Here is a 20,848-nt window from a genome sequence, read left to right on the forward strand (position 1 = left end):
GTCTGTGCTGTTCAGCTGGTTGTGGTGGGGGTTTCGGGTGCTGTCATGGATGCCGATCTGGTGCTGACGATTTTGGTGATGGTGCTGGCCAGCTGGTTACCGGTCGGTACAGCACGGTGTGTGTTGTCGCTGGTCAGGGCTGTGGTAGCAGGGGGTTGGGTGCCGAAGGTTGAGGCCGGGGCGGTCGGCGTCGCTTTCTACGGTGTGGGCTTCAGGTTGTAGCGGATTCCTGTTGCGGTGAGGTGGAGTTGTTCGCCGTTCTGGACGGTGATGAGGGGAAGAGTGGGATGTCCGGGGGACGGTCCTTGAGTTGTCCGTGGAGGCCGGCCATGGCGGCCTTCACCGCCTGCTCGTGGACGCGGGTGGCGGCCGTCGCCGCGGTGGCCCGGATGCGGGCTGCGCGGCCCTGCTCGCCGCCGTCGGCCGGGGTGGTGCGGGGCGTCCACCGCTGGTGCGGGGAGGCGTCATCCATGGCGCGGCCCTTCGCGGTCTGACGGTTGGTCAAAGCTATTGTGCAGACACCCCATTACCGTTTTGGTGGCCCCGCAACGGGGCGCCTGGCCTCCGGAGCTGGCCCTCGCAGCGCTGTGCTGCGTCGCGGTGATCCGATCTCAGCCGTGACCACGCGGGTCATGCACCCCCTCGGGGTGGCATTCCTGGCTGGTGGCCTGCAGTGTTGCCCGTGGGCTGATTGACCCCTGTGGCTTGCGTACGACCTTGAATTGACAGCCGCGTGGCTTTGTACGCGACAGGGAGCAGCGTTTAGACAGCAGTTCGGGAGGCACACCACTGCCGACACGCTGCGGATGTTCACGACGACGGACAGCAGCGATTCTTTCTACGCCCACTCCAGTCCGAGGTTGGCGAGGGCTGCGAGTTGTTGGTCGGTGAGGCGGTGGCGTCGGCTTTTTTGGTTGCTGAGGAAGACGCCGAGTCGTACGGAGGTGCCGTCGGGGAGCTCTTCGACGTGCTGCCTTCCGACGACGGTCTTCTCCTCGCGTTGGATGTACTGAGCGAGGGCTGCTACGCCCCGTGTGAACGCGTCGGCGCCCTTCGTTGCCCCAGCCTTCGTGTTGGTTTGCGCTGCGGTCTTCTGGGGCCGTGCAGCCGGTTTCACGCCCAAGGCCGCGAGCCGCTGTTGCTGTTCCGGGTTGAGTTGCGCCCAGTCGCGGGCCTGCCGTGCGAGCCAACGGGCTGCCAGTTCGTCGCAGCTGCCTCGAACCGCTGCCGGGTGGCCGGCTTCTCGCATGCGGCAGCCCGGTCGGGTGTCGTACAGGATGCGGTCAGGACGGGATCGAGGCGCGGAACGCGAGCCCGGATCCGGTCACGCGCAGGGGGCCGCCCGTTGCGGGAACGAAGAGCACCTCGCCTCGGCGCAGGGTCTCGCGAGCCGACCCGCGTTCGGCGGTGAGTTCGCCCTCGATGCACAGCAGCGCGCCCGGGCCGGGAGCGCGGACCTTGACATCGCCGCGGATTCTGGTGAGCTGGAACTGGGCCGCCGGGGTGGGGTACAGGTCCTCCCCGTTGGGCAGTTCCACCGCCTGCACCACTTCGGGCGTCGAGGGAGCGAAATCGGTGACGGCCTGGAGTTCGGCGAGGTCGATGTGCTTGGCCGTCAGGCCGCCGCGCAGGACGTTGTCGGAGTTCGCCATGATCTCCACGCCGGTACCGCGCAGATAGGCGTGGAGGGTGCGGGGGCGGGCGAACAGCGCCTGACCGGGTGCCAACGTCACCAGGTTCATGAGCAGCGAGGTGACGACGCCGGGGTCGTCGGGGTACAGCTCTGCCAGCCGCCGGGCCCACACGAGTTCGGGGATGTCCGCGCGGCTGGTGCGTACCTCGTCCACCAGCGCGGCGCGGTCGTCCTCGGGCCAGCGGCCCAGCAGCGTGACCGCTGCGCAAGGCCCGCCACTGACCAGGACATCGGCCACCCGGCGCAGCCGTGTACCACCGGTCGAGGTCAGCAGGGATGCGGCCTGTTCGGGCTCGGCGAACCCGCACAGCGCCTCGAACGCGGTGAGCGCGTAGAGGAGTTCGGGCTTGGGCCAGGAATCGTGGTAGCTGCGCTTCGGGTCGCCAGGAGCGAGTCCCGTGCGTTCATCGCGCTCGTACCCGTCGCGGGCTTGGCCGGCGTCCGGGTGCACCTGGATGGAGAGCGGCCGCTCGACCGCGAGAACCTTCAGCAGGAACGGGAGCCGGTCGGTGCCCGGACCGATCATGGGCCGAGGGGCGTCGGTGACCGCCGTCAGCAGCGACCTGCCGTCGGGGAGGATGGACGGGGCGCCCGGGTGCGCCCCGATCCAGAGCTCTGCCTCGGGGCCCGCCGTCGGGCTCGGGCGGCCGAGAAGGTCGGCAAGAACCGTGTGTGAGCCCCAGTCGTAGGGCCGGACCGGGTTGTGCAGTCGGAGCAGTTCGCTCATGTCCGCCTCGGTTGTCGGGTGGGGTCAGGGATATGCGGAGATCGGTGGGCGGGGCCGGCCCCGCCGTTCGGGGGAGGGGGCGCGACCCCGTGGGTGATTCAGGCGATGCTCAAGGCGTTGAGCGCGACTTGGGGCTGTGCGGCGCGGCGTCGGTCATGGGCGCGACGCGGTGTCGACCACAGGTGCGAGGAGAGCGGTGCGTGCGGCGCCGAGCAGGCCGCCGTGCCGGCCCAGGGTGGACGGTTTCACGGTCACGCGCCGGACGAAATCCAGGGTGGTCGAGTCTGCCAGGTGTTTCCGCAGTGGCTCGAACAGGACCGGGCCGGCGGCCGCCACCCCGCCGCCGATCACGACCCGGTCGACGTCGCACAGCGTCGCGGTTCCGACGATGCCACGTGCCAGCGCCCGGGCACCGCGGTCGAACGCGGCGACGGCCACGGCCTCACCGCGGGCCGCGTCGGCGGCGAGCGCGCGGGCGTCGGGCCCGGTCCAGCCCTGCTCGCGGGCCCAGCGCACCATGGACGGGCCACTGGCGTACGCCTCGACACAGCCGGTCGCACCGCAGGTGCACTGCGGTCCGGCGGGGTCGACCACCACGTGGCCGATGTGGCCCGCGTTGCCGCTGGGACCGGCGTACGCCACCCCGTTGAGCACGAGGCCGCCGCCGACACCCGTGGACACGACGATGCCGAGCATCGAGGCTATGCCCTGTCCGGCGCCGAGCCAATGTTCGCCCAGCGCGGCGGCGATCGCGTCGCCCACGAGGTCGACCGGAGCACCGGGCACGATGTCGCGGACCAGGTCGATCAGCGGGAAGTCCCGCCAGGCCGGGATGTTGACCGGACTCACGGTGCCGCGCGGTGGATCCACCGGCCCCGCGCACGCCAGTCCGACGGCCCTGGGTGCCGTGGTGTCCACCACGGACGTGAGCAGCCCGCGAAGTGCGTCGTTGAGTAGGGAGCCGGGGATGGGTGTGGCGACCTCGGCGTGCCGGTACACCTGCCCCTGTGCGTCGACCAGGCCCGCACTGATCTTGGTGCCCCCGATGTCCACCGCGAGCACGACTTCCTGGGCCATGAGTGTCCTTTCCATGGGGATCAGTCCGAGAGGAGCGCCGACAGCTGCGGCGAATAGGTGGTGTGGAGGACGAGCGCCGCGGCACCCACGACCGCGGCGTCGGCGCCCAGCGGCGACATCGTCACGTCGACCACCCGGATGTGCCGGGACATCGCCCTCGTGGACACGGCGGACTGGGCGGTGTCGACGAAGAGCTTCTCGACGTTCCGGATTCCGTGGCCGCCCAGGACGACGAGGTCCACATCGGTGGCGTTGACGACGTTGACGACCACGGATGAGACGTAACGTGCCGCTTGGTCGAGGACTGCGGCGGCCAGTGGATCACCGGCCGCCACCGCGTCGTTGATTGCGGCGTTGTCGACCAGGGCTGGGTCGGCGCCGAACCGTTCGGCCAGCGAACTCTCACCGCCGGCGCCGAGCCTGCGGTGCGTCTCGGCGACGATCGCGGCCGGGCTCACGAGGGTCTCCAGGCAGCCCCGGTTGCCGCAGTAGCATTCCGGGCCGTCGAGCAGCACCGTCTGGTGGCCGAACTCGGCGGCGTTGAACGACCCACCCCGGTAGACCTGGTGGTTGAGGACCAGACCGCCGCCGATACCGGTGCCGAAGAAGAAGTACGCGAAGTTCACGGCTCCTCGCCCGGCGCCCGCCCACCGTTCGCCGACCGCGGCGGCGGTGGAGTCGTTGTCCAGCGTGACGGCCAGGCCTGTGGCTTCACTGAGCATCTGCTTGATAGGGACGCGGTTCCAGTGCGCCAGCTGGGGCGGCGCGACGACAATGCCGTGCTCCAGGTCGATCGGGCCGGGGCAGGCCAGGCCGAGGCCGAGGACGCGCTCGCGCGGCACGGCCGCTTGCTCCAGTACGTCCGCGACCAGGTCGGCCATCGCGGCGACGCTGTCGGCCGGGACGGCGCCCGCCGGTGTCGGGACACGCTTGGTGGCCAGGGGCTCACCAAGGAGGTCCACCACGACGCACGCGAGCTCGGCTGGGTCGAAGTGCAGTCCCACCGCGCTGCCCGCGTCGGCGTTGATCCGCAGCGTGGTGCGGGGCTTCCCCGCCTTGCTCACCCGGCTGGCGCCGTCCTCGCGGACGATGCCCTCGTCGATCAGCTTACGGACGATCCCGGACACGCTCTGCGCGGTCAGGCCGGTGTGCTGGGCGATCTCCAGCCTGCTGATGCCGTCGCTGAGTTGGATCTGCTCGAGCACCACCGCCCGGTTGTACCGCCCCACCTTGGGCAGATTCGTGCCTGCTTGTCGCACTGGAGGTCCTTCCTGTTCGCCCGCCAAGCGTCAGTCTGCACCGGGGCGTTGACTAAGTAAAGCAAATGGATTTACAGTCCTCGCCACCAGACGTCGCTGCGGCACATGAAGTGGCCCGGACGCGAGAAAAGACCTTCGGAGAAGTTGATGCCAACGTCATCGTTTGCCCCGCCTGGACCGGGCCGGCCCGGTCCAGGCGGGCCGCACGGCGCGGAGCCCCTGTCATGAGCGCCGCCCAGGTTTTGCTCGAGATGCGCTCAATCACCAAGACCTTCCCGGGCGTGACCGCCCTGGCCGAGGTCAACCTGGTGGTGCGCGAGGGCGAGATCCACGCCATCTGCGGGGAGAACGGCGCTGGGAAGTCGACGCTGATGAAGGTGCTCAGCGGGGTGTACCCGCACGGCGCCTACAGCGGCGAGATCCTCTACCGGGGCGAGGAGGTCCGCTTCGGCGACATCCGGGCCAGCGAGCACGCGGGCATCGTCATCATCCACCAGGAACTGGCCCTGGTTCCCGACATGTCGATCACCGAGAACGTCTTCCTCGGCAACGAACCGCGCAAGCGCGGTGCCATCGACTGGAAGAGCGCCCAGCGCCGCGTCCTGGAGCTCATGGAGCAGGTGGGCCTCAAAGAGGACCCCGACACGCTCATCAAGGACATCGGCGTCGGCAAGCAACAACTCGTCGAGATCGCCAAGGCGTTCGCGAAGGACGTGAAGCTGCTGATCCTCGACGAGCCGACCGCCGCGCTCAACGAGGACGACTCCCGCCATCTGCTCGACCTGCTGTGCGAGTTCAAGCGGCAGGGCATCACCTCGATCATCATCTCGCACAAGCTCAACGAGATCGAGGCGGTCGCCGACTCGATCACGATCCTGCGCGACGGGCGGACCATCGAGACGCTCGACGTACGGGCCGGCGGAGTCAACGAGGACCGGATCGTGCGCGGCATGGTCGGACGCGAACTCAGCAGCCGATTTCCCGAGCACACCCCCGACATCAGTGAGGTGTTCTTCGAGGTCCGCGACTGGACGGTGCGTCACCCGATCTCCACCGAGCGCCTGGTGTGCAAGGGGTCCAGCTTCACCGTGCGCCGCGGCGAGATCGTCGGATTCGCCGGCCTGATGGGGGCCGGGCGCACCGAGCTTGCTATGAGCCTGTTCGGCCGGTCCTACGGGGTCTGGCAGGGAGGCCACATCTACCTGAACGGTGAGGAGATTCAGCTGAAGTCGGTCTCCGACGCGATCAGGCACGGCCTGGCGTACGTGAGCGAGGACCGAAAGGCGATCGGTCTCAACCTCCTCGACGACATCAAGACCTCCATCGTGGCCGCCAAGCCCGCGAAGGTCGCGCGGTACGGCGTCATCGACGAGGCCGCCAAGCACCGCGTCGCCGAGGAGTACCGCCGTGACTTGAGGATCAAGACACCGACGGTCGACGAAGGCGTCGCCAAGCTCTCCGGTGGCAATCAGCAGAAGGTCGTCCTGGCCAAGTGGATGTTCACCGACCCGGACCTGCTGATCCTCGACGAGCCGACGCGCGGCATTGACGTCGGCGCCAAGTTCGAGATCTACGGGATCATCCAGCGGCTTGCCGCGCAAGGCAAGGGGGTCGTCGTTATCTCCTCCGAACTGCCCGAGCTGATCGGCCTGTGCGACCGCATCTACACCGTGTTCGAGGGAGCCATCACCGGCGAGGTCACGCGCGCCGAGGCCGATCCCGAACTCCTCATGAAGCAGATGACCACTACCAAGAAAACACCGGTGTCATGAGCGGATACCAAGACCTCAAGAAGAACCTCTTCGGGGGCACCACCTCCATCAGCCGCCAGTTCGGCATGATCTTCACCCTGGTGGCGATCATCCTGCTGTTCCAGGTCCTGACCAACGGCCTCACGCTGACGTCGGGCAACCTCATCGCGGTCGTGAGCCAGTACTCGTACATCCTCATCCTGGCCATCGGGATGCTGATGGTGATCGTCGCCGGGCACATCGACCTGTCGGTCGGCTCCGTCGCGGCGTTCACCGGGATCGTCGTCGCCAAGGCGATGCAGAACTACGACCTGCCGTGGCCGGCCGCGATCCTGCTCGGCCTGGCGGTCGGCGCGGTCATCGGCGCCTGGCAGGGCTTCTGGGTGGCCTACATCGGCGTCCCCGCGTTCATCGTCACGCTGGCGGGCATGCTGGTGTTCCGCGGCGGCAACCAGTTCATAGGCAACGCGGACACCGTCCCCATCCCCGAGGGCTTCCGCACGATCGGCGCGGGCTACCTGCCCGAGTTCGGCCTCAGCACCGGCTACAACAACCCGACCCTGCTGCTGGGCGCCATCGCCTGCGCCGCAGTGGTGTGGCGGGAGTGGCGTGCCCGGAGCACCCGGCAGGAGATGGGTGCACGGCAGGTGCCGCTGTGGATCTCCGGTGTGCGGCTCGTCGTGATGGTGGGCGTCATCGTCTTCGCCACGCTGCGCTTCGCGGGCGGCCGGGTCGGCACGAGCCTCCCGGTGTCGGGCATCATCCTGATCGTCCTGGTACTGGCTTACTCGTTCTACACCCGCAACACCGTTGGCGGCAGGCGCATCTACGCGGTCGGCGGCAACGCGCGCGCCGCGGAGCTGTCAGGTGTGAAGCTCAAGCGGGTCAACTTCTTCGTCATGATGAACATGTCGGTCCTCGCCGCCTTGGCAGGCATGATCTTCGTGGCCCGGTCGGCCGCCTCCGGCCCTCAGGACGGACTGAGCTGGGAACTCGACGCGATCGCGGCAGTGTTCATCGGCGGGGCCGCGGTGTCCGGCGGCCTGGGCACCATCAGCGGCTCGATCGTCGGCGGCCTAGTCATGGCGCTGCTCAACAACGGCCTGCAGCTCATGGGCGTCGGCGTGGACCTCGTGCAGATCATCAAGGGCCTGGTGCTGCTGCTGGCCGTCGCGCTCGACGTCTACAACAAGAGCCAGGGCCACTTCTCGGTCATCGGCTCGCTCACGCGGCCCTTCCGCCGACAGGAGACAGCGTCCGCGGCAGCCCGGACCGCCCCACACGGCGACAGCTCCAAGGCCCCGGCCGTCGGCTGACGCACCGCACGACGCACACCCCGGCGAACATCCCCCGCGGGACTCACCTCCTGCAGCCCATGAAAGGTATTCCACGATGCGCAGAATCCTCACCAAGGCACTGACGGTCGGTGCAGCGGCCGTACTGGCGCTCGGCGCCACCGCCTGCTCCAACGAACGCCAGGGCGAGGGCGGAGACAGCGCCCCCGCCAAGGGCTTCGCGGCCAACTCCCTCATCGGTGTCGCGCTGCCGTCCAAGACCTCGGAGAACTGGGTCCTCGCCGGCGACCAGTTCGTCAACGGCCTCAAGGACGCGGGCTTCAAGGCCGATGTGCAGTACGCGGGCGCGTCGACCACCGTCGCCGACCAGCAGGCCCAGATCTCCACCATGGTCACCAAGGGTGCGAAGGTCATCGTCATCGGCGCGACCGACGCCGCGCAGCTCTCGACCCAGGTGAAGCAGGCCAAGGAGGCCGGTGCGATCGTCATCGCCTACGACCGCCTCCTCACCAACACGCCGGACATCGACTACTACATCGCGTACGACAACTTCAAGGTCGGCCAGCTGCAGGGCCGGGCGCTGCTGGACGGCATGAAGGCGAAGAAGCCGACCAGGCCGTGGAACATCGAGCTGTTCTCCGGCTCGCCGGACGACAACAACGCCGGCGTGTTCTTCAACGGCGCGATGGATGTCCTCAAGCCGTACATCGACAAGGGCGACGTCGTGGTCGGCTCCGGCCAGGCCGATGTCAAGCAGACCGCCGTCCAGGGCTGGAAGGGCGAGAACGCCCAGCAGCGCATGGACTCGCTGCTGACCTCGACCTACAGCGGGGGCAAGACCCTCGACGGTGTCCTCTCGCCGAACGACACCCTCGCCCGGGCGATCCTCACCTCGGTCAAGGGTGCGGGCAAGCCGCTGCCGGTCGTCACCGGCCAGGACTCGGAGGCCGAGTCGGTCAAGTCCATCATGGCCGGCGAGCAGTACTCCACCATCAACAAGGACACCCGCAAGCTGGTCGCGGACACCATCAAGATGATCAAGTCGCTGCAGAGCGGTGGTACGCCGCAGGTCAACGACTCCAAGTCGTACAACAACGGCGTCAAGGTCGTCCCGTCCTACCTGCTCCCGCCGGTGATCGTGACCAAGGCCAACGCGGCCGAGGCGTACGCCAACGATCCCAAGCTGGCTCCGCTCACCAAGTAGGCGCATCCCTGTCGTGCGCGCTCCGGGCGCGCGGCGGACGTCCTTGAATTCCCGCATGCCGCTCGGATGCGGCGATGGGTTCAGTTGCAGCGGCAACGGGCGCCCCCGTCACCCAACCGACGCCGCGCGCACATCGGGCAACACCAACCCCCTGTCGAGCAAGGTGCAGTCCGGCGGAAGACAGCCGGCCTCGCCTGCATTGACACCGAAGACCGTTTGGGCCAAGAATCTCGCTACCTGAGTCGCACGTTGTTCCCCCACCTCCAAGCCCCCTGGTCCTTGGGCATCTCTGGAGCTGCGACCACGTTCTCCATCTGAGGCGGAATCACATGGCATCAAGAACTCAACGCTTGCGAGCGATGGCGGTGGCAGCAGTCGCCGCTCTTCTCGCAGGCACTATGACAACGTTGTCTACGGGGGCTGCTGAAGCCGCTGGGGACACCAGTGACCTCACCCACCTGGTTAACCCGTTCATCGGCTCGCAGCATGAGGGAAACACGTTCCCCGGGGCTTCAATGCCGTTCGGGATGGTGCAGCTGTCGCCCGACACCGGACACAGCACCGGCTACAACTGGGACCACAACCGTATCCGCGGGTTCAGCGCCGTGCACCTGTCGGGTGTGGGCTGCGGGCTGGGCGGGGACCTTCCGGTGCTGCCCACCACCGGTGCCATCACGTCCACCGACAACGCGAGCTACGCGGCGCCGTTCAGCCACGCCGACGAGACCGCATCGCCGGGCTACTACAAGGTGAAGCTCGGCACCGGGATCACCGCCGAGCTGAGCGCCACCGACCGGACCGGCTGGCAGCGCTACGCCTTCCCGGCCACCGATCAGGCCAATGTGCTGCTCAACTCCGGCCAGGCGCTGACCACAACCATCCGCAACACGGTGACCGTGGTGGACGACCGTACGGTGGTCACGGCGATCACCAGCCGCAGCTTCTGCGGCAAGGACACCCAGCCGCGCACGGTGTACACCGAGACGCGGTTCGACCGGCCGTTCACGTCGTATGGCACCTGGAACGGGAACACCGTGACCGCGGGCAGCGGTTCGTCCACCTCCACGGGGCGCGGCGGCGCCTATGTGCGGTTCGACACGACGCAGAACCAGAAGGTCACCGCGGTCACCTCGGTGTCCTGGGTGGGGGCCGACGGCGCCGCGAAGAACCTGGCGGCCGAGGGCGGGGGCACCTTCGACGAGAAGGCGGCCGCGGCGAAGCAGGCATGGCAGGACCGGCTCGGGGAGGTCCGGGTACAGGGTGGCAGCGATGAGCAGCAGCGGACGTTCTACTCCTCGCTGTACCGCTCCTTCCTGACGCCGAGCATTGGCAGCGACGTGGACGGCCGCTACCGGGGCTGGGACCAGAAGACGCACTCCGCCGACGGGTTCACGTACTACCAGAACTGGTCGCTGTGGGACACCTACCGCACCCAGCAGCAAATGCTGTCGCTGCTGGCACCGGCCGAGTCGCGGGACATGGCGCTTTCGCTGCTGCGGGTCGCGGACGACAGCGGACATCTGCCGCGCTGGGGCTACGCCACCGTCGAGACGAACATCATGACGGGCGACCCGGTCACTCCCTTCCTTGTCAACGCCTACCGGCAGGGCCTGCTCAAGGGACACGAGGAGGAGGCGTACCAGACGCTGAAGAAGCACGCGGACACGGTTCCGCCGGCGTCCTCGCCGTCCGCCGTACGCCAGGCCAACCAGGAGTACCTCGCTGACGGATACGTCCCCGAGGACGAGGCTCGGCCGCAGAAGCCGGGCGACAACGACTTCCGGCACGGTGCCTCCGCGACCCTGGAGTACGCGCTCGCGGACGCCGCCCTCGGCGGGATGGCCAAGGACCTCGGCCATGTGGCTGACGCACACCGGTACCTGGCCCGGGGCCAGAACTACCGCAACATCTTCGACCGGCGTACCGGCTTCTTCCGCCCCCGCGGCACCGACGGCATGTTTGTCGGCTCGGCCGATCCGAAGGTGAGCCCCGGTTTCCACGAGGGTTCCGCGTGGCAGTACATGTGGCTGGTTCCGCAGGACGTGCCCGGCATGGTCGACCTGATCGGGGGCAAGGAGGCGGCGAACGCCCGACTGGACTCCTTCTTCGCCTACGACAAGCTGCTGAAGGACCCGGCGGGCACGGCCCGCAACGTGTGGGTCAACAGCGCGTACGGGTACTACAACGCGGACAAGTACAACCCGCAGAACGAGCCCGACCTCGGCGCCCCGTACACCTACCTGTCCACCGGGCAGCCGTGGAAGACCACCGACGTGGTGCACGCCGCGCTCACCCTGTTCACGAACGCGCCGAACGGCGTCACGGGCAACGACGACCTCGGCGAGATGTCGTCGTGGCACGTGCTCTCCTCGATCGGCATCTACCCGGTGATGCCGGGCACCGACATGTGGGGGCTGTCCACGCCGGTCTTCGACCGGGTCGACCTCACCCTGGACAAGCAGTACTACCCCCAGGGCTCGATGACCATCACCGCCCCCGGCACCACCGCCACGGACCGCTACATCCAGACCGCCGAGCTCGGCGGCAAGAAGCTGCAGAACACCTACATCACGACCGAGGACATCCGCGCGGGCGAGGACCTCTCCTTCACCGTCGGTGCCACGCACTCGGACTGGGGCACTGAATCCGCCGACGCGCCGCCCGCCCTCGACACCGTGCCGGACCTTCAGCGCCGTGCCGTGGTCGCGGTGTCCCCGGCCAAGCCGATCGTGCACCCTGGCGATTCCGGCACCGACCTGACCGTCTCCACCCTCCTCACCGCACCCAGTGACACCGCTGCCTCGATCAAGGTCAGCGCGCCGGAGCAGCTCACCGTGGACCCGCGCGAGACGGAGTTCGACGACGTCCATTCCGACACGATTCCTACCGCCCACGATGTGACCATCCACGTCAGCGCTCCGGCCGGTACCCCCGACGGCACCTACCCGGTCACCGTCCGGGTCGCCCAGGCAGCCGGTGACGTGGTCACGAAGACCATCCAGGTAAAGGTCCGCCCGCCGAACCTGCCCGTGACGGTGGCCTTCGCGGACAGCGAGGAGACCGTCGGCGAGAACGCCCCGGCCACCAACGCCGTCGACGGCAACCCGGACACCATCTGGCACACCAAGTGGTCCGGCACCGCCGCACCGATGCCGCACGAGATCCAGCTCAACCTCGGCGGCGACCACACCGCGTCCTGCCTGACCTACCTGCCACGCCAGAACGGTGCCAACGGCCGCATCGCCAAGTACGAGGTGTACACCAGCAAGGACGGCACCAACTGGGGCAACCCGGTCGCCACCGGAACCTGGGCCAACACCTCCGCGGAACAGGAGGCCTGCTTCACCCCGGTCAGCGCGCACTACGTCCGGCTGCGCGCGCTCAGCGAAGTAAACGGCAACCCGTGGACCACGGCTGCCGAGATCAACGTCGTCGGCCTGGCCGACTGACGACCCACCCCGTCCCGGCAGGGCGCAGGCATCACGCCCGCCCTGCCGGGGCTTCACCCCAACCGCCAGGCGCCTTGGCCCGTCCCACCCTCGCCAAGCGAGCGCCAGAGAATCCGGTGGACGTCGCCGAGATACTGCCATCATGGCCGTCACCCAGCAGCTCGCCCGCATTCCGGCGGAGTATCTCGCCGCCTGCCGCCAGTCAGCCAGCGTGTCACCAGACGGTGATCCTCGCTGGGATCCGCCGGCATCGGACGTGCTGGACCTGGACTGGGCGCCGGCCTTGCTTGCACGCCTGGGCGAGGTGTCCGGGCTCGATGAGGTTCGCCTCGACGCTCTCCGCCAGGCCACCGACGGCGACACCGCTGTCGACCTGGGCTTCCTCAATACGCACCCTCACGCCATCGGCCCGTTCGGGCCTGTCCCTACGGCTCTGTCCAGCGCTAAAGCGGCGCGTGTCTCCGAGCTGCTCGACCAGATCGACATGCACTCCCTCCTGGCCGCCCTGCCCACCGACGACCGCGAAGCCGGATACCTGATCGGCCACGGGGCCGACCACATCATCGGCGGACCGCGCGAGTACTTGCTGAAGCACTTCAACGCCCTGCGGGACTTCTACCTCGACGCAGCAAAGCGCCACCTGCTCGTCGTGCTCTGGTGGGACTGACCCTGGCCCCAACCTAGGCGTCTCCCCACGAGCACCTGGGGAATTACGTGAACTTTCGCCTGGGGAATGCGGATCGTCCACAGCGGCTGGTTGAAAGGTTCAAGCGCGCTGGCTGCAAGCGCGGCTTCGAGGCCGCGCGCGAGGCCGAACAGGCCGAGCGTGAGCGCAAAGAGCAGGAGGAAAGCAGCGCCTTCGCCTACGTCCACCGCATCCCAACCGCGGAGAGTTGTTCGATTCGTTCGGGTGTGAGTGTGGCGGACCTCGAGCGTTGGTTGCTCACCCAGGCACCCAGCCGGAGATCACGCTGCTCCTGGTCCTCGCCGTCGCCCCGGTGGTCGATGGTGATCGTCTCGACGTGCTTGCGGGGCACTCGAAGGTGTCCCTCGCGTTGGTAGTACTGCGTGGCGGCGGTGAGGTGGAGTGCCCATTTCTGTGCCTGGCTGGTGCGTGGTTTGGGTTTTTCGTCCTCGGTGGCGGGTTGGATGCCGAGGATGTGTTCGCACATCCACTGCTGCACCCCGGTGAGTTGGTCCCATCCGAGCCGGACGGACGTGACCCACCGCCCGAGATCCTCGCCCTGGCGTACGACGTCGCCCGCCGTGGTGGGCAGCTCACCGCCTGTGTCGAGGTGGTGTCGTGTGAGGTGGAAGGCGCGTTGCCAGGTGACGGGCCAGGCCGGGCACCAGGACGGGTCGATGTCCTCCAGCTGCTCGCGCCGCTCCGGCGACAGCGCCCCGGACCACGACTGAACCGGCAGCCCTTCGGCCTGGTACTGCTCGAGCTCCAGGGCACGTCGGGTGGCGGCGCGGGCGTTCTTTAGCCAGATGCCGACCTTGTACCCCTGGAACGTGGCGTCGAGTGGGGCCAGGAGGTGGCCCGCCTCGGCGGCCCACCCGCGCGCCGCTGCGAGGCCCTCTTCCCAGGCGATGTCGTAGTGGGACCAGATCATGCCGAGCTTCTCCAGCTGGACGACGCGGTCGGCGTCCATGTTCCCGCGGGCGTGGAAGCGGCGGGCGTCGGCGGTCCACTGGCCGAGCGGAAAGCCGTGCAGTGGGGCCGGCCACCTTCCGCGCTCGACTTTTTCTTCTTCCGCACGCCCAGCGTGCTCTACCTCCCCGCCGGGGACGGGGTCTGTACGGTAACCGGCTCTGGCTCACATTCGGTGGTGACGGATCGTGAGTATGGGGTATCTCTACCTTGCAGAGAGTGCGGCTGGTGCTCTGACCTCGATGCTTTGAAGCGGATGGCAGCGCATCGGGGGCGCTGAGCTTGTCGCGCCGGACTCTCACGGACAGACGCCGGGCCGATCGGTCGGCCCCAGGGAACGACCGCTGTGGTGCACGGACCTGCGGCTTCGTGATCGATGGCCTATTCGTCGCCGCCGTGACTTTCAGTCACCACCGGATGTGAGCCAGAGCCGATTACGGGACAGAGCCGTTCGCTGTACAGACCCCCGCTACGCGGTGCTCTACCTCGCCAAGACCAAGGCGGAGTAGCCGAGCTCTACAGGCAGTCGACAACTGCCCGTCTCGGCATTCACCGCACGGCCCACTGGATACCGAGGTCGGTGAGCGCGGTGGCGGCGCCGCCCGCGATCCATCCGTTCGTGTGCAGTGTCCCGGTGATTGGGTCGCTGCCCGTGACAGCGACCTCCAGGTGTTTCTCCTCGCCAGCGGGAAGTCCTTCGTCACTCCTTCCCGCGTTCGGTAGCGGCATTGCGTATGTGGCGGATGATGGCCGCGGCTTCGTTCGGGTTGTGGTCCAGCCAGTCGGTGAGGTGTTGGTGGACGACTTCTTGGACGTAGGCGTCTGCTTCGGGATTGCTGAGCCTGGTCCTGGTGGAGCCCTCGAAGACTGGATGGGCGAGCTTTACGGAGACGACCGCGGTCAGGCCCTCGTGGATGGCTTCGGCGGTGATGTCCTCGTCGTCTGCGGATATCTGCCGCTGACGGCGCGCGTAATGGTTGACGAGGTCTGTGAGCGCGGTACGGAAGCCCTGTTCGTGGGCGCCGCCCTCATGGGTGCGGGTGCTGTTCGCGAAGGAGTGGAGCTCTCCCGGGGGCCAGGTGTTCCACTGCATGGCGACCTGTACGAAGATCGTCTTGTCCTCGTTCTCCGACTCGAAGCCGATGGCGGGGGAGTGGACGAGACTCGGGGGGTAGGGGTTGAGGTGGGCGACGTAGGCCCGAAGGCCGTCCGCGTGGTGGTAGCGGACCGGCCGCTCCGGACGCTCGTCGGTGAGTGAGACGGCCAGGCCCCCGTTGAGGAAGGCAAGTTCCTGGAGGCGCTTCGACAGCGTGGCGAACGAGTACCGGGTGGTGTCGAAGATGTCGGCGTCGGGCAAGAACGCAATTGCGGTGCCGTGTTCGCTCGTCTCCTCGTTCCTCGTCAAGGGAGTGATCGGGGTGCCCTTCTCGTACTCCTGGGTCCAACGATGGCCGTCTCGGTGGATCTCGACCGTGAGACGGCTCGACAGCGCGTTGACCACACACAGGCCCAGGCCGCTCAGGCCGCCGGAGACCCCGTAGCCGGTGTGGGGCTTGGAGCCGAAGGACAGCTCCGCGAGTTCGCGTTCGATGGCCGACTTGCCGGTGGGCTCCTCCACCTCGACGAGCAGGCCCCGCCCGTTGTCCGCGACGCGAACGCCGCCGTCCGCGGTGATCGTGACGTCGATGGAGTCGGCGTGGCCGGCAAGGTGCTCGTCGACGGCGTACGAGACGACCTCGTACACCAGTTGATGCAGGCCGCGCTCGCCGGTCGAGCCGATGTACATGCCGGGGCGCCTGCGTATCGCCTCGTGGCCCTGGAGTACTTGGATGTGACTGCCGGTGTACTCGTTCACGTTCGCGGGCTGATTGGGGTTGCCGGACTCGGTCATGAAGCACCCTCCCTGGGCCGTCCTGAGCATGTTTGTGAGTAGATGTCACCGAAGCAGCCGACGCTGCTTCCACGCCGTCGCCCGTGCATGTCCATCTTAGGTATCTGGGGGTAAATGCGCAGGTCAGGCCATATGTGATGAGGTCCCAGGTGGTCGTGTCCACGGCTTTGCCGAAGCCGCCGTTCTGGGGGGCCGCCGCTGGGAGCGGAGCAGCGCGAAGGCCCCGCCGGAGGCGCGCGGGGGACGTTCTCGGCTGGGTCCGAGGGGCCTTTCCCCGCTATTTTCCGGCAGGGTGCGACTCGTCCGCCCTGGAGGGCGCCCAGGACGCCGATGACGACGACGTCCGGGTAGGCATCTACGAGTTGGCACGGCAAAAGCCCGCATTCTGACGCGGGCCGATTCCTCCCCCTTGCCCGTCCGGGCTGTGCCGGAGAAGCGGTAGCAGGGCCACGGCGGCGTCGTACGCGGCACACGCCGCTGTGGCCGGCCGCGAGGACATCCAGGGTCCACCAGAACGATCCACTTCACGGGCTGGCCACCCTCAGAAGCCCCCGGCGCGAGCCGCCACCACACCTGGAGGCGACCCCGAGAGCTCTGCCATATCCGCTACTGCGCCCAGTGGATGCCGAGCTCTGCGAGGGCGGTGAGCTGGGCGGCGGTGAGCTTGTCCCGCCTCGATTTGGTGTTGGAGATCCATACGCCCAGCTTCACGATGACCGGCTCCGTCTCGCCGTCGACCGTGATCGTCTCGCTGTGGCCGTGCGGTACCGGTCGAGCAGTGCCTTCCCGCTCCACCCACTGGGCCAGGGCGGCCAGACCCCGTTGGAACGCCTGCTGGGCCTTGCTCGACTGCTTCGCCGTCGGCGACGCCGCCGGGGTGGGAGACGGGGCCTGGGCGGGCTGTACGCCGAGCTTGGTCAGCCGTTCCTGCTGCTCGTCGGTCAGCTGCGCCCAGGTGTGTGGCTTCCGTTGTTGTGCGAGCCATTTGCCGAGGTCGTCGCCTTCGAAGAGCACGCCCGGCTCGATGGCCGGCAGCACCCCGTCGGCGAGCACCCGATAGTGGCGTTGCCAGTCCAGCGGCCAGGGGCACGCCCAGTCCTTGTCCACCGCGGCGAGCTGCACGGCGCGGTGTTCGGCCTGCTCGGCGTCCTTTCCCAGGCCGCCCCTCCTGCGGAGGTTGGCGATCAACTGTCCGACCGGGACCAGGTCGTTGTCTTCCTCGCCCCACACGGCGTCCTGGCGGGGGGCTAGGTGTCCGTGGTGGCGGTGGTATGAGCGGAGTGCGGCGAGTTTCGTCTCCCATGCTTCGTCGCCTGGTTCCCAGACCATGCCTTCGGCGTCCAGTTGCTTCTTGCGGTGGTCGTCGAGTTCGCCGGCACGGTATGCGCGGCGCTGTTGGTGGACCCACCTGCCCAGCGGGAACGCTTTCGTGACACCGACCTCAGCGATGATGTGTGCTGGTTTGTCAGTGATTTTTCGGCGTGGATGTGTCAGTGGTGTGGGGTGTTGATAGCTCTGGCTGAGATGGGGGGCGGCTGGGTGTCTGCTGCTGCCAGTGGTTGCCGATGTTGCGCTGACGTTTTTGACGAATCGCCAGGTCATGTTGGTGCCGATCGGGATAGCGGGTGGACGGTTCGGGTTGTCCATCGGCGCAGCGGCTGAGAAAGCCTCTACGATCCGGTTGATCATCGAACCAGGGAGGGGACATGGCCGAGGGCCGGGAAACGACGGACGCGGTCGCGGAGAGACCGGTGGAGCTGGCCTACCGGCCGTCCGTCGGCGACTTGGCGTCCGCGCTGCGAGCACGTGCGAGGAGCACCGGCGCGGGACGCTTTCAGCGCCGGGCGCTGGTCTGGACGGTGGCGGTCGCGGCCGTCGGTGCCCTGCTGTCGGCGGCCGGCTCCGGCCGCCGTGACACACCGTGGCCGCTGTATGCGGGGCTGGTGGTCTTCGCCGTCTTCATGACTGCGGTGCCGTGGCTGCAGGCGCGCCAGCTCCACCGGCTCGCCGAACGGCAGGGGGACATCCGCGGGACGGTCGACGACACCGGGATCCGGCTCACCACCGCGCACAGCTCGGCCATCCTTGACTGGCACCTCTACCCGCGCTACGCCGAGACCCCGGAGCTGTTCGTGCTTCTCAGCGCCGACAAGTCCGCCGTCGGCGTCGTCGTCCTGCCCAAGCGGGCCGTGGCGGACCCGGAGGACGTGGACCGGCTGCGGGCGGTCCTCGACCGTCGGCTCGTGCGCGCGGACGCCGTCGAGGGGCCCGGCGGCCCGCAGAGCCGGGGCCGGGCCGTCGGCCGCGGGGTCAGCTCCGTCGGACTGTTGCTGCTGGGGCTGCTGCTGTTCTTCTTCGCCTTCGCCGCCGTCCAACACGCCGCGCACCCGGATCGCTTTCCCGGGATCCAGAACAACACCGCCCCGATATCGGCCGTCATGCTGGTGCTGGGGACGCTCGCGGTCGCCGGGGCCTGGTGGCTCGTACGGCGGATGACGGCCATGCGGATCGTGACCGCCGTGCTCGCCGTTCTCGTCCTGCTGGCCGGTGGCGCCGCCCTGTACCGCGTTGGGCCAATGCTTCACTGCTGGGGCTCGGACAGAATCGCCCGCGGGCCCGACGGCGCCTACGCCTGCTACGACTTCTGAGGCAGTCCAGCTGTCGCAGCGGCTCTACCTAGCGGCTCTACCTAGCGGTGGGCGAGGCGGGAGCAACGGAGCCACGCGTTCCCGCAGGTCATCAGGTACAAGATCAGCTGCCACACGCAGAAGCGTGCAGTCACCTCATTCCAGAACCCAAGCCTCACGTCGAACCTGAGAGGAGCGACTCGGTGGTGACGCTTATTGTCTCGGGCAGAAACTGTAGGGACGAAATATCCGATCCTGAAATGCAGCGTTGCCGCCGCCCGACTCACCTTGCGTGATCTTGACCCCGTGTCCACCAGCGGAAAGGATCTGCTGTTTGGGGGTGGTTCTGGTTGCAGGCCAAGGTGATTCGGCGACCCGCGTACGTGTGGCTTCCCGTCGCTGCGGGGATCGCGTTCTACGTGTGTGCGGTTTTGATCATAGGTCCGCTGGACGAGGAGCCAGCGGCGGCGTTCGCGGTCGCCGGTCTGACCGTCTTCCTCTGGGCGCTTGGATGGGATTCTGCCATCCGCAGCACTGACGACCATGTGTCGATCACGAATTTTCTCGTGACCTCGACCGTCGCTTGGACCGATGTCGAGGAAGTGACCGTGCACGACGGCCTGACCATCAAGTTGAGAGACGGCCGCCCGATTAGTTCGGTCGCGTTCGGTAGTTCACTGCTGGGAGCCTTCACTGGCTATTCGACCCACCAAAGGGCGTTTCGGCTGCTCCGAGAAGCCCACCTCAATGCGCTCCAGGCGCAGGGGGGCAGCACCAGCGAGGGGCAGGCCCTGCTCAACTGGTCCTTCGAGTGGAAGCGGCTCCTCTGCGCGCTTGCGGTTGCCTACGGTCCGCTCGCAGCCATCTTCGTCTTTCTGAAGTGAGCGGGAGCGGCGGTGGTCCAGAACCTGGTGTCCTTGCCGAATCGGCTTGGACAACGTGGATGCGCCGCTGCGCCCGGGCCCGAGCTCCGGACCGCAGCCGGTCCAGCCCCTGCGCCGCAGCGTCCGGGTTCGTGCAGGCAGGCGGCCTATCGGGACCGGCGCAGGGCTGCTGCCGCGTTCCGGGCCCGGGTGGCTCTGCTCCAGATCGGCGGGGAGATCCGCGGCCGGTGCGAGGCGCTGGAGATGGCCCTGGCTGAGGCCATCGAGGGCGAGCGCGCGGATCGGGCTAGCCGCTGCCTTCTCGGTGCTGAGTCGCGCCCATCCTCAGTGGCGGTTTATTGAAGGCCGGGGGCTGCTCTGTCGTGCAAGGTGCAAGTCGTCAATTCCGTTTGTCTAAAGGGGAATTGGAGATGTCGGATCTCTTGACCGTGAGGTCAGGGGGACGCCAGGCTCACCGGAGCCGACCGGTGTGGTCGGCTACTCATGCGCGGGAGCGTTCTTGCTACCGCCTGGAACCACTGGAGGCCAGTTTGCGCATGAAGCTGAGAAGGGTGCAGTTCCTTTGAAGGGAAGGGTTGAGTAGGCCGCTGTGCGTGGGGCGGGCCAGGGTCACCAGCTCTTGATCACCGAGCTGCCCTCTCGCGTTGCTCAAGCCACTCGAGGTACCAGGTGCGGAAGGTGTGGCGGATTCCCTTTGCATCGACGTACGGCTCGAAGGGCGGGTTGACCGCGCAGTCCCGGTCGCGGAGTTCCCCGCGGTGTGGGCCGACGACGATGAGCCAGCCGGTCATCCCGCATCCGTTGTCGCTGATGTGGATCGCACCTCGGCCGCGTTCCAGGTGCCAGAGTTCGTCGCCGGCGTCGCCGAAGACCTTGCGGTAGTCGTCCAGATAGTCGTCGTCTTCGTCTCGGGTGGTGGGTTCGTGCCCGGCGGCGCGAAGGGTTGCCATCTGCTGGTCAGCCCAGTCTTCCGTCTCGACGAACGGCCCGCTGGGGTCAAGCAGCCAGGGATGGTCTGGGACGTTGTCCCAGAGCCAGCCCCACTTCCCGTCGATTCGGCGCAACGACGTGAGTTGGAGTGCCGGTCCGGGGCCGCCGGCCCCGACCTCTGCCAGAAACGTGCGGTACTCGTCGGGGAGCGTGACACCGAACTGTGCTTCGACCTCGGCGATCTCGGCGGGAGTCAGGACAGGTTCGAACGTCGGGTATCGAGACGGTGCACGGCCGTGGGCTCGACGCTCGGCCTCCTCCACAGCGATGACGCGTTCGCGGACTTCCGACCAGTCCATGTGCGTGTTCACGGCTCTCCTATCGACGGCAGGCACGGACATTAGTCC

The 20,848-nt window shown here is 67.8% G+C and carries 17 protein-coding genes and 2 pseudogenes; 9 read left to right on the forward strand and 10 right to left on the reverse strand.

The annotated features are described in order from the left end of the window. The first annotated feature begins 45 nt into the window (after window positions 1-45). A complete protein-coding gene (locus OH809_RS43450; RefSeq protein WP_406415260.1) occupies window positions 46-222 on the forward strand; it encodes a hypothetical protein in 177 nt (58 codons plus the stop codon). Here the strand turns inward: OH809_RS43450 and OH809_RS43455 are convergent. From OH809_RS43455 to OH809_RS43475, 5 genes are all read right to left on the reverse strand, one after another. Further along, on the reverse strand, window positions 212-472 hold the full coding sequence (locus OH809_RS43455) for a hypothetical protein (protein WP_406514805.1): 261 nt from the start codon (window positions 470-472) through the stop codon (window positions 212-214). The two genes, OH809_RS43450 and OH809_RS43455, sit on opposite strands and share 11 nt — an antisense overlap. Window positions 473-838: 366 nt before the next feature. Then, complete coding sequence (locus tag OH809_RS43460; RefSeq protein ID WP_406415257.1) at window positions 839-1,249, reverse strand: hypothetical protein; 411 nt, start codon at window positions 1,247-1,249, stop codon at window positions 839-841. Window positions 1,250-1,283: 34 nt separating this feature from the next. Next, a complete protein-coding gene (gene manA / locus OH809_RS43465; protein WP_406415255.1) occupies window positions 1,284-2,420 on the reverse strand; it encodes a mannose-6-phosphate isomerase, class I in 1,137 nt (378 codons plus the stop codon). A gap of 153 nt (window positions 2,421-2,573) precedes the next feature. Further along, complete coding sequence (locus OH809_RS43470; RefSeq protein ID WP_266992411.1) at window positions 2,574-3,497, reverse strand: ROK family protein; 924 nt, start codon at window positions 3,495-3,497, stop codon at window positions 2,574-2,576. Window positions 3,498-3,517: 20 nt separating this feature from the next. Beyond that, a complete protein-coding gene (locus OH809_RS43475) occupies window positions 3,518-4,756 on the reverse strand; it encodes an ROK family protein (RefSeq protein WP_406415253.1) in 1,239 nt (412 codons plus the stop codon). A gap of 224 nt (window positions 4,757-4,980) precedes the next feature. Between OH809_RS43475 and mmsA the strand changes: the two genes are divergently transcribed. From mmsA to OH809_RS43505, 6 genes and pseudogenes are all read left to right on the forward strand, one after another. Next, a complete protein-coding gene (mmsA, locus tag OH809_RS43480; protein WP_406415251.1) occupies window positions 4,981-6,528 on the forward strand; it encodes a multiple monosaccharide ABC transporter ATP-binding protein in 1,548 nt (515 codons plus the stop codon). Beyond that, window positions 6,525-7,823: a multiple monosaccharide ABC transporter permease gene (mmsB, locus tag OH809_RS43485; protein ID WP_406415250.1), complete on the forward strand. Its 1,299-nt coding sequence runs from the start codon at window positions 6,525-6,527 to the stop codon at window positions 7,821-7,823. The genes mmsA and mmsB overlap by 4 nt, the downstream gene beginning before the upstream one ends. Window positions 7,824-7,899: 76 nt before the next feature. Beyond that, on the forward strand, window positions 7,900-9,006 hold the full coding sequence (locus OH809_RS43490) for a substrate-binding domain-containing protein (protein ID WP_406415248.1): 1,107 nt from the start codon (window positions 7,900-7,902) through the stop codon (window positions 9,004-9,006). Window positions 9,007-9,335: 329 nt separating this feature from the next. Beyond that, window positions 9,336-11,675, forward strand: a pseudogene (locus tag OH809_RS43495) (GH92 family glycosyl hydrolase); the annotation flags it as partial. Window positions 11,676-12,041: 366 nt separating this feature from the next. Next, window positions 12,042-12,455, forward strand: a complete 414-nt coding sequence (locus tag OH809_RS43500) for a discoidin domain-containing protein (protein ID WP_406425452.1) — start codon at window positions 12,042-12,044, stop codon at window positions 12,453-12,455. Between the two features lie 142 nt (window positions 12,456-12,597). Further along, complete coding sequence (locus OH809_RS43505) at window positions 12,598-13,122, forward strand: DUF1877 domain-containing protein (protein ID WP_406415246.1); 525 nt, start codon at window positions 12,598-12,600, stop codon at window positions 13,120-13,122. A 196-nt stretch (window positions 13,123-13,318) separates the two neighbouring features. Here the strand turns inward: OH809_RS43505 and OH809_RS43510 are convergent, their stop codons facing one another. The 4 genes and pseudogenes from OH809_RS43510 to OH809_RS43525 form a co-directional block, all read right to left on the reverse strand. Further along, window positions 13,319-14,173, reverse strand: a complete 855-nt coding sequence (locus OH809_RS43510) for a helicase associated domain-containing protein (RefSeq protein ID WP_406424619.1) — start codon at window positions 14,171-14,173, stop codon at window positions 13,319-13,321. Between the two features lie 485 nt (window positions 14,174-14,658). Beyond that, complete coding sequence (locus OH809_RS43515) at window positions 14,659-14,838, reverse strand: hypothetical protein (protein ID WP_406415244.1); 180 nt, start codon at window positions 14,836-14,838, stop codon at window positions 14,659-14,661. After that, a complete protein-coding gene (locus OH809_RS43520) occupies window positions 14,810-16,000 on the reverse strand; it encodes an ATP-binding protein (protein WP_406415243.1) in 1,191 nt (396 codons plus the stop codon). Before OH809_RS43520 ends, OH809_RS43515 begins: the two co-directional genes overlap by 29 nt. 606 nt (window positions 16,001-16,606) lie before the next feature. After that, window positions 16,607-17,446, reverse strand: a pseudogene (locus OH809_RS43525) (helicase associated domain-containing protein); the annotation flags it as partial. Between the two features lie 260 nt (window positions 17,447-17,706). On the opposite strand from OH809_RS43525, the gene OH809_RS43530 reads away from it, so the two are divergent. Together OH809_RS43530 and OH809_RS43535 are read left to right on the forward strand one after the other, a co-directional pair. Then, window positions 17,707-18,648, forward strand: coding sequence for a YcxB family protein (locus OH809_RS43530; RefSeq protein WP_406415241.1), 942 nt, complete (start codon window positions 17,707-17,709; stop codon window positions 18,646-18,648). Between the two features lie 329 nt (window positions 18,649-18,977). Then, complete coding sequence (locus OH809_RS43535) at window positions 18,978-19,511, forward strand: hypothetical protein (protein WP_406415240.1); 534 nt, start codon at window positions 18,978-18,980, stop codon at window positions 19,509-19,511. Between the two features lie 623 nt (window positions 19,512-20,134). On the opposite strand, the gene OH809_RS43540 is transcribed toward OH809_RS43535, so the two are convergent. After that, window positions 20,135-20,812, reverse strand: a complete 678-nt coding sequence (locus tag OH809_RS43540) for an SMI1/KNR4 family protein (protein ID WP_406415239.1) — start codon at window positions 20,810-20,812, stop codon at window positions 20,135-20,137. Window positions 20,813-20,848 lie beyond the last annotated feature (36 nt).

Source organism: Streptomyces sp. NBC_00873 (assembly GCF_045207415.1).
In the GTDB taxonomy this organism is placed as follows: Bacteria; Actinomycetota; Actinomycetes; order Streptomycetales; family Streptomycetaceae; genus Streptomyces.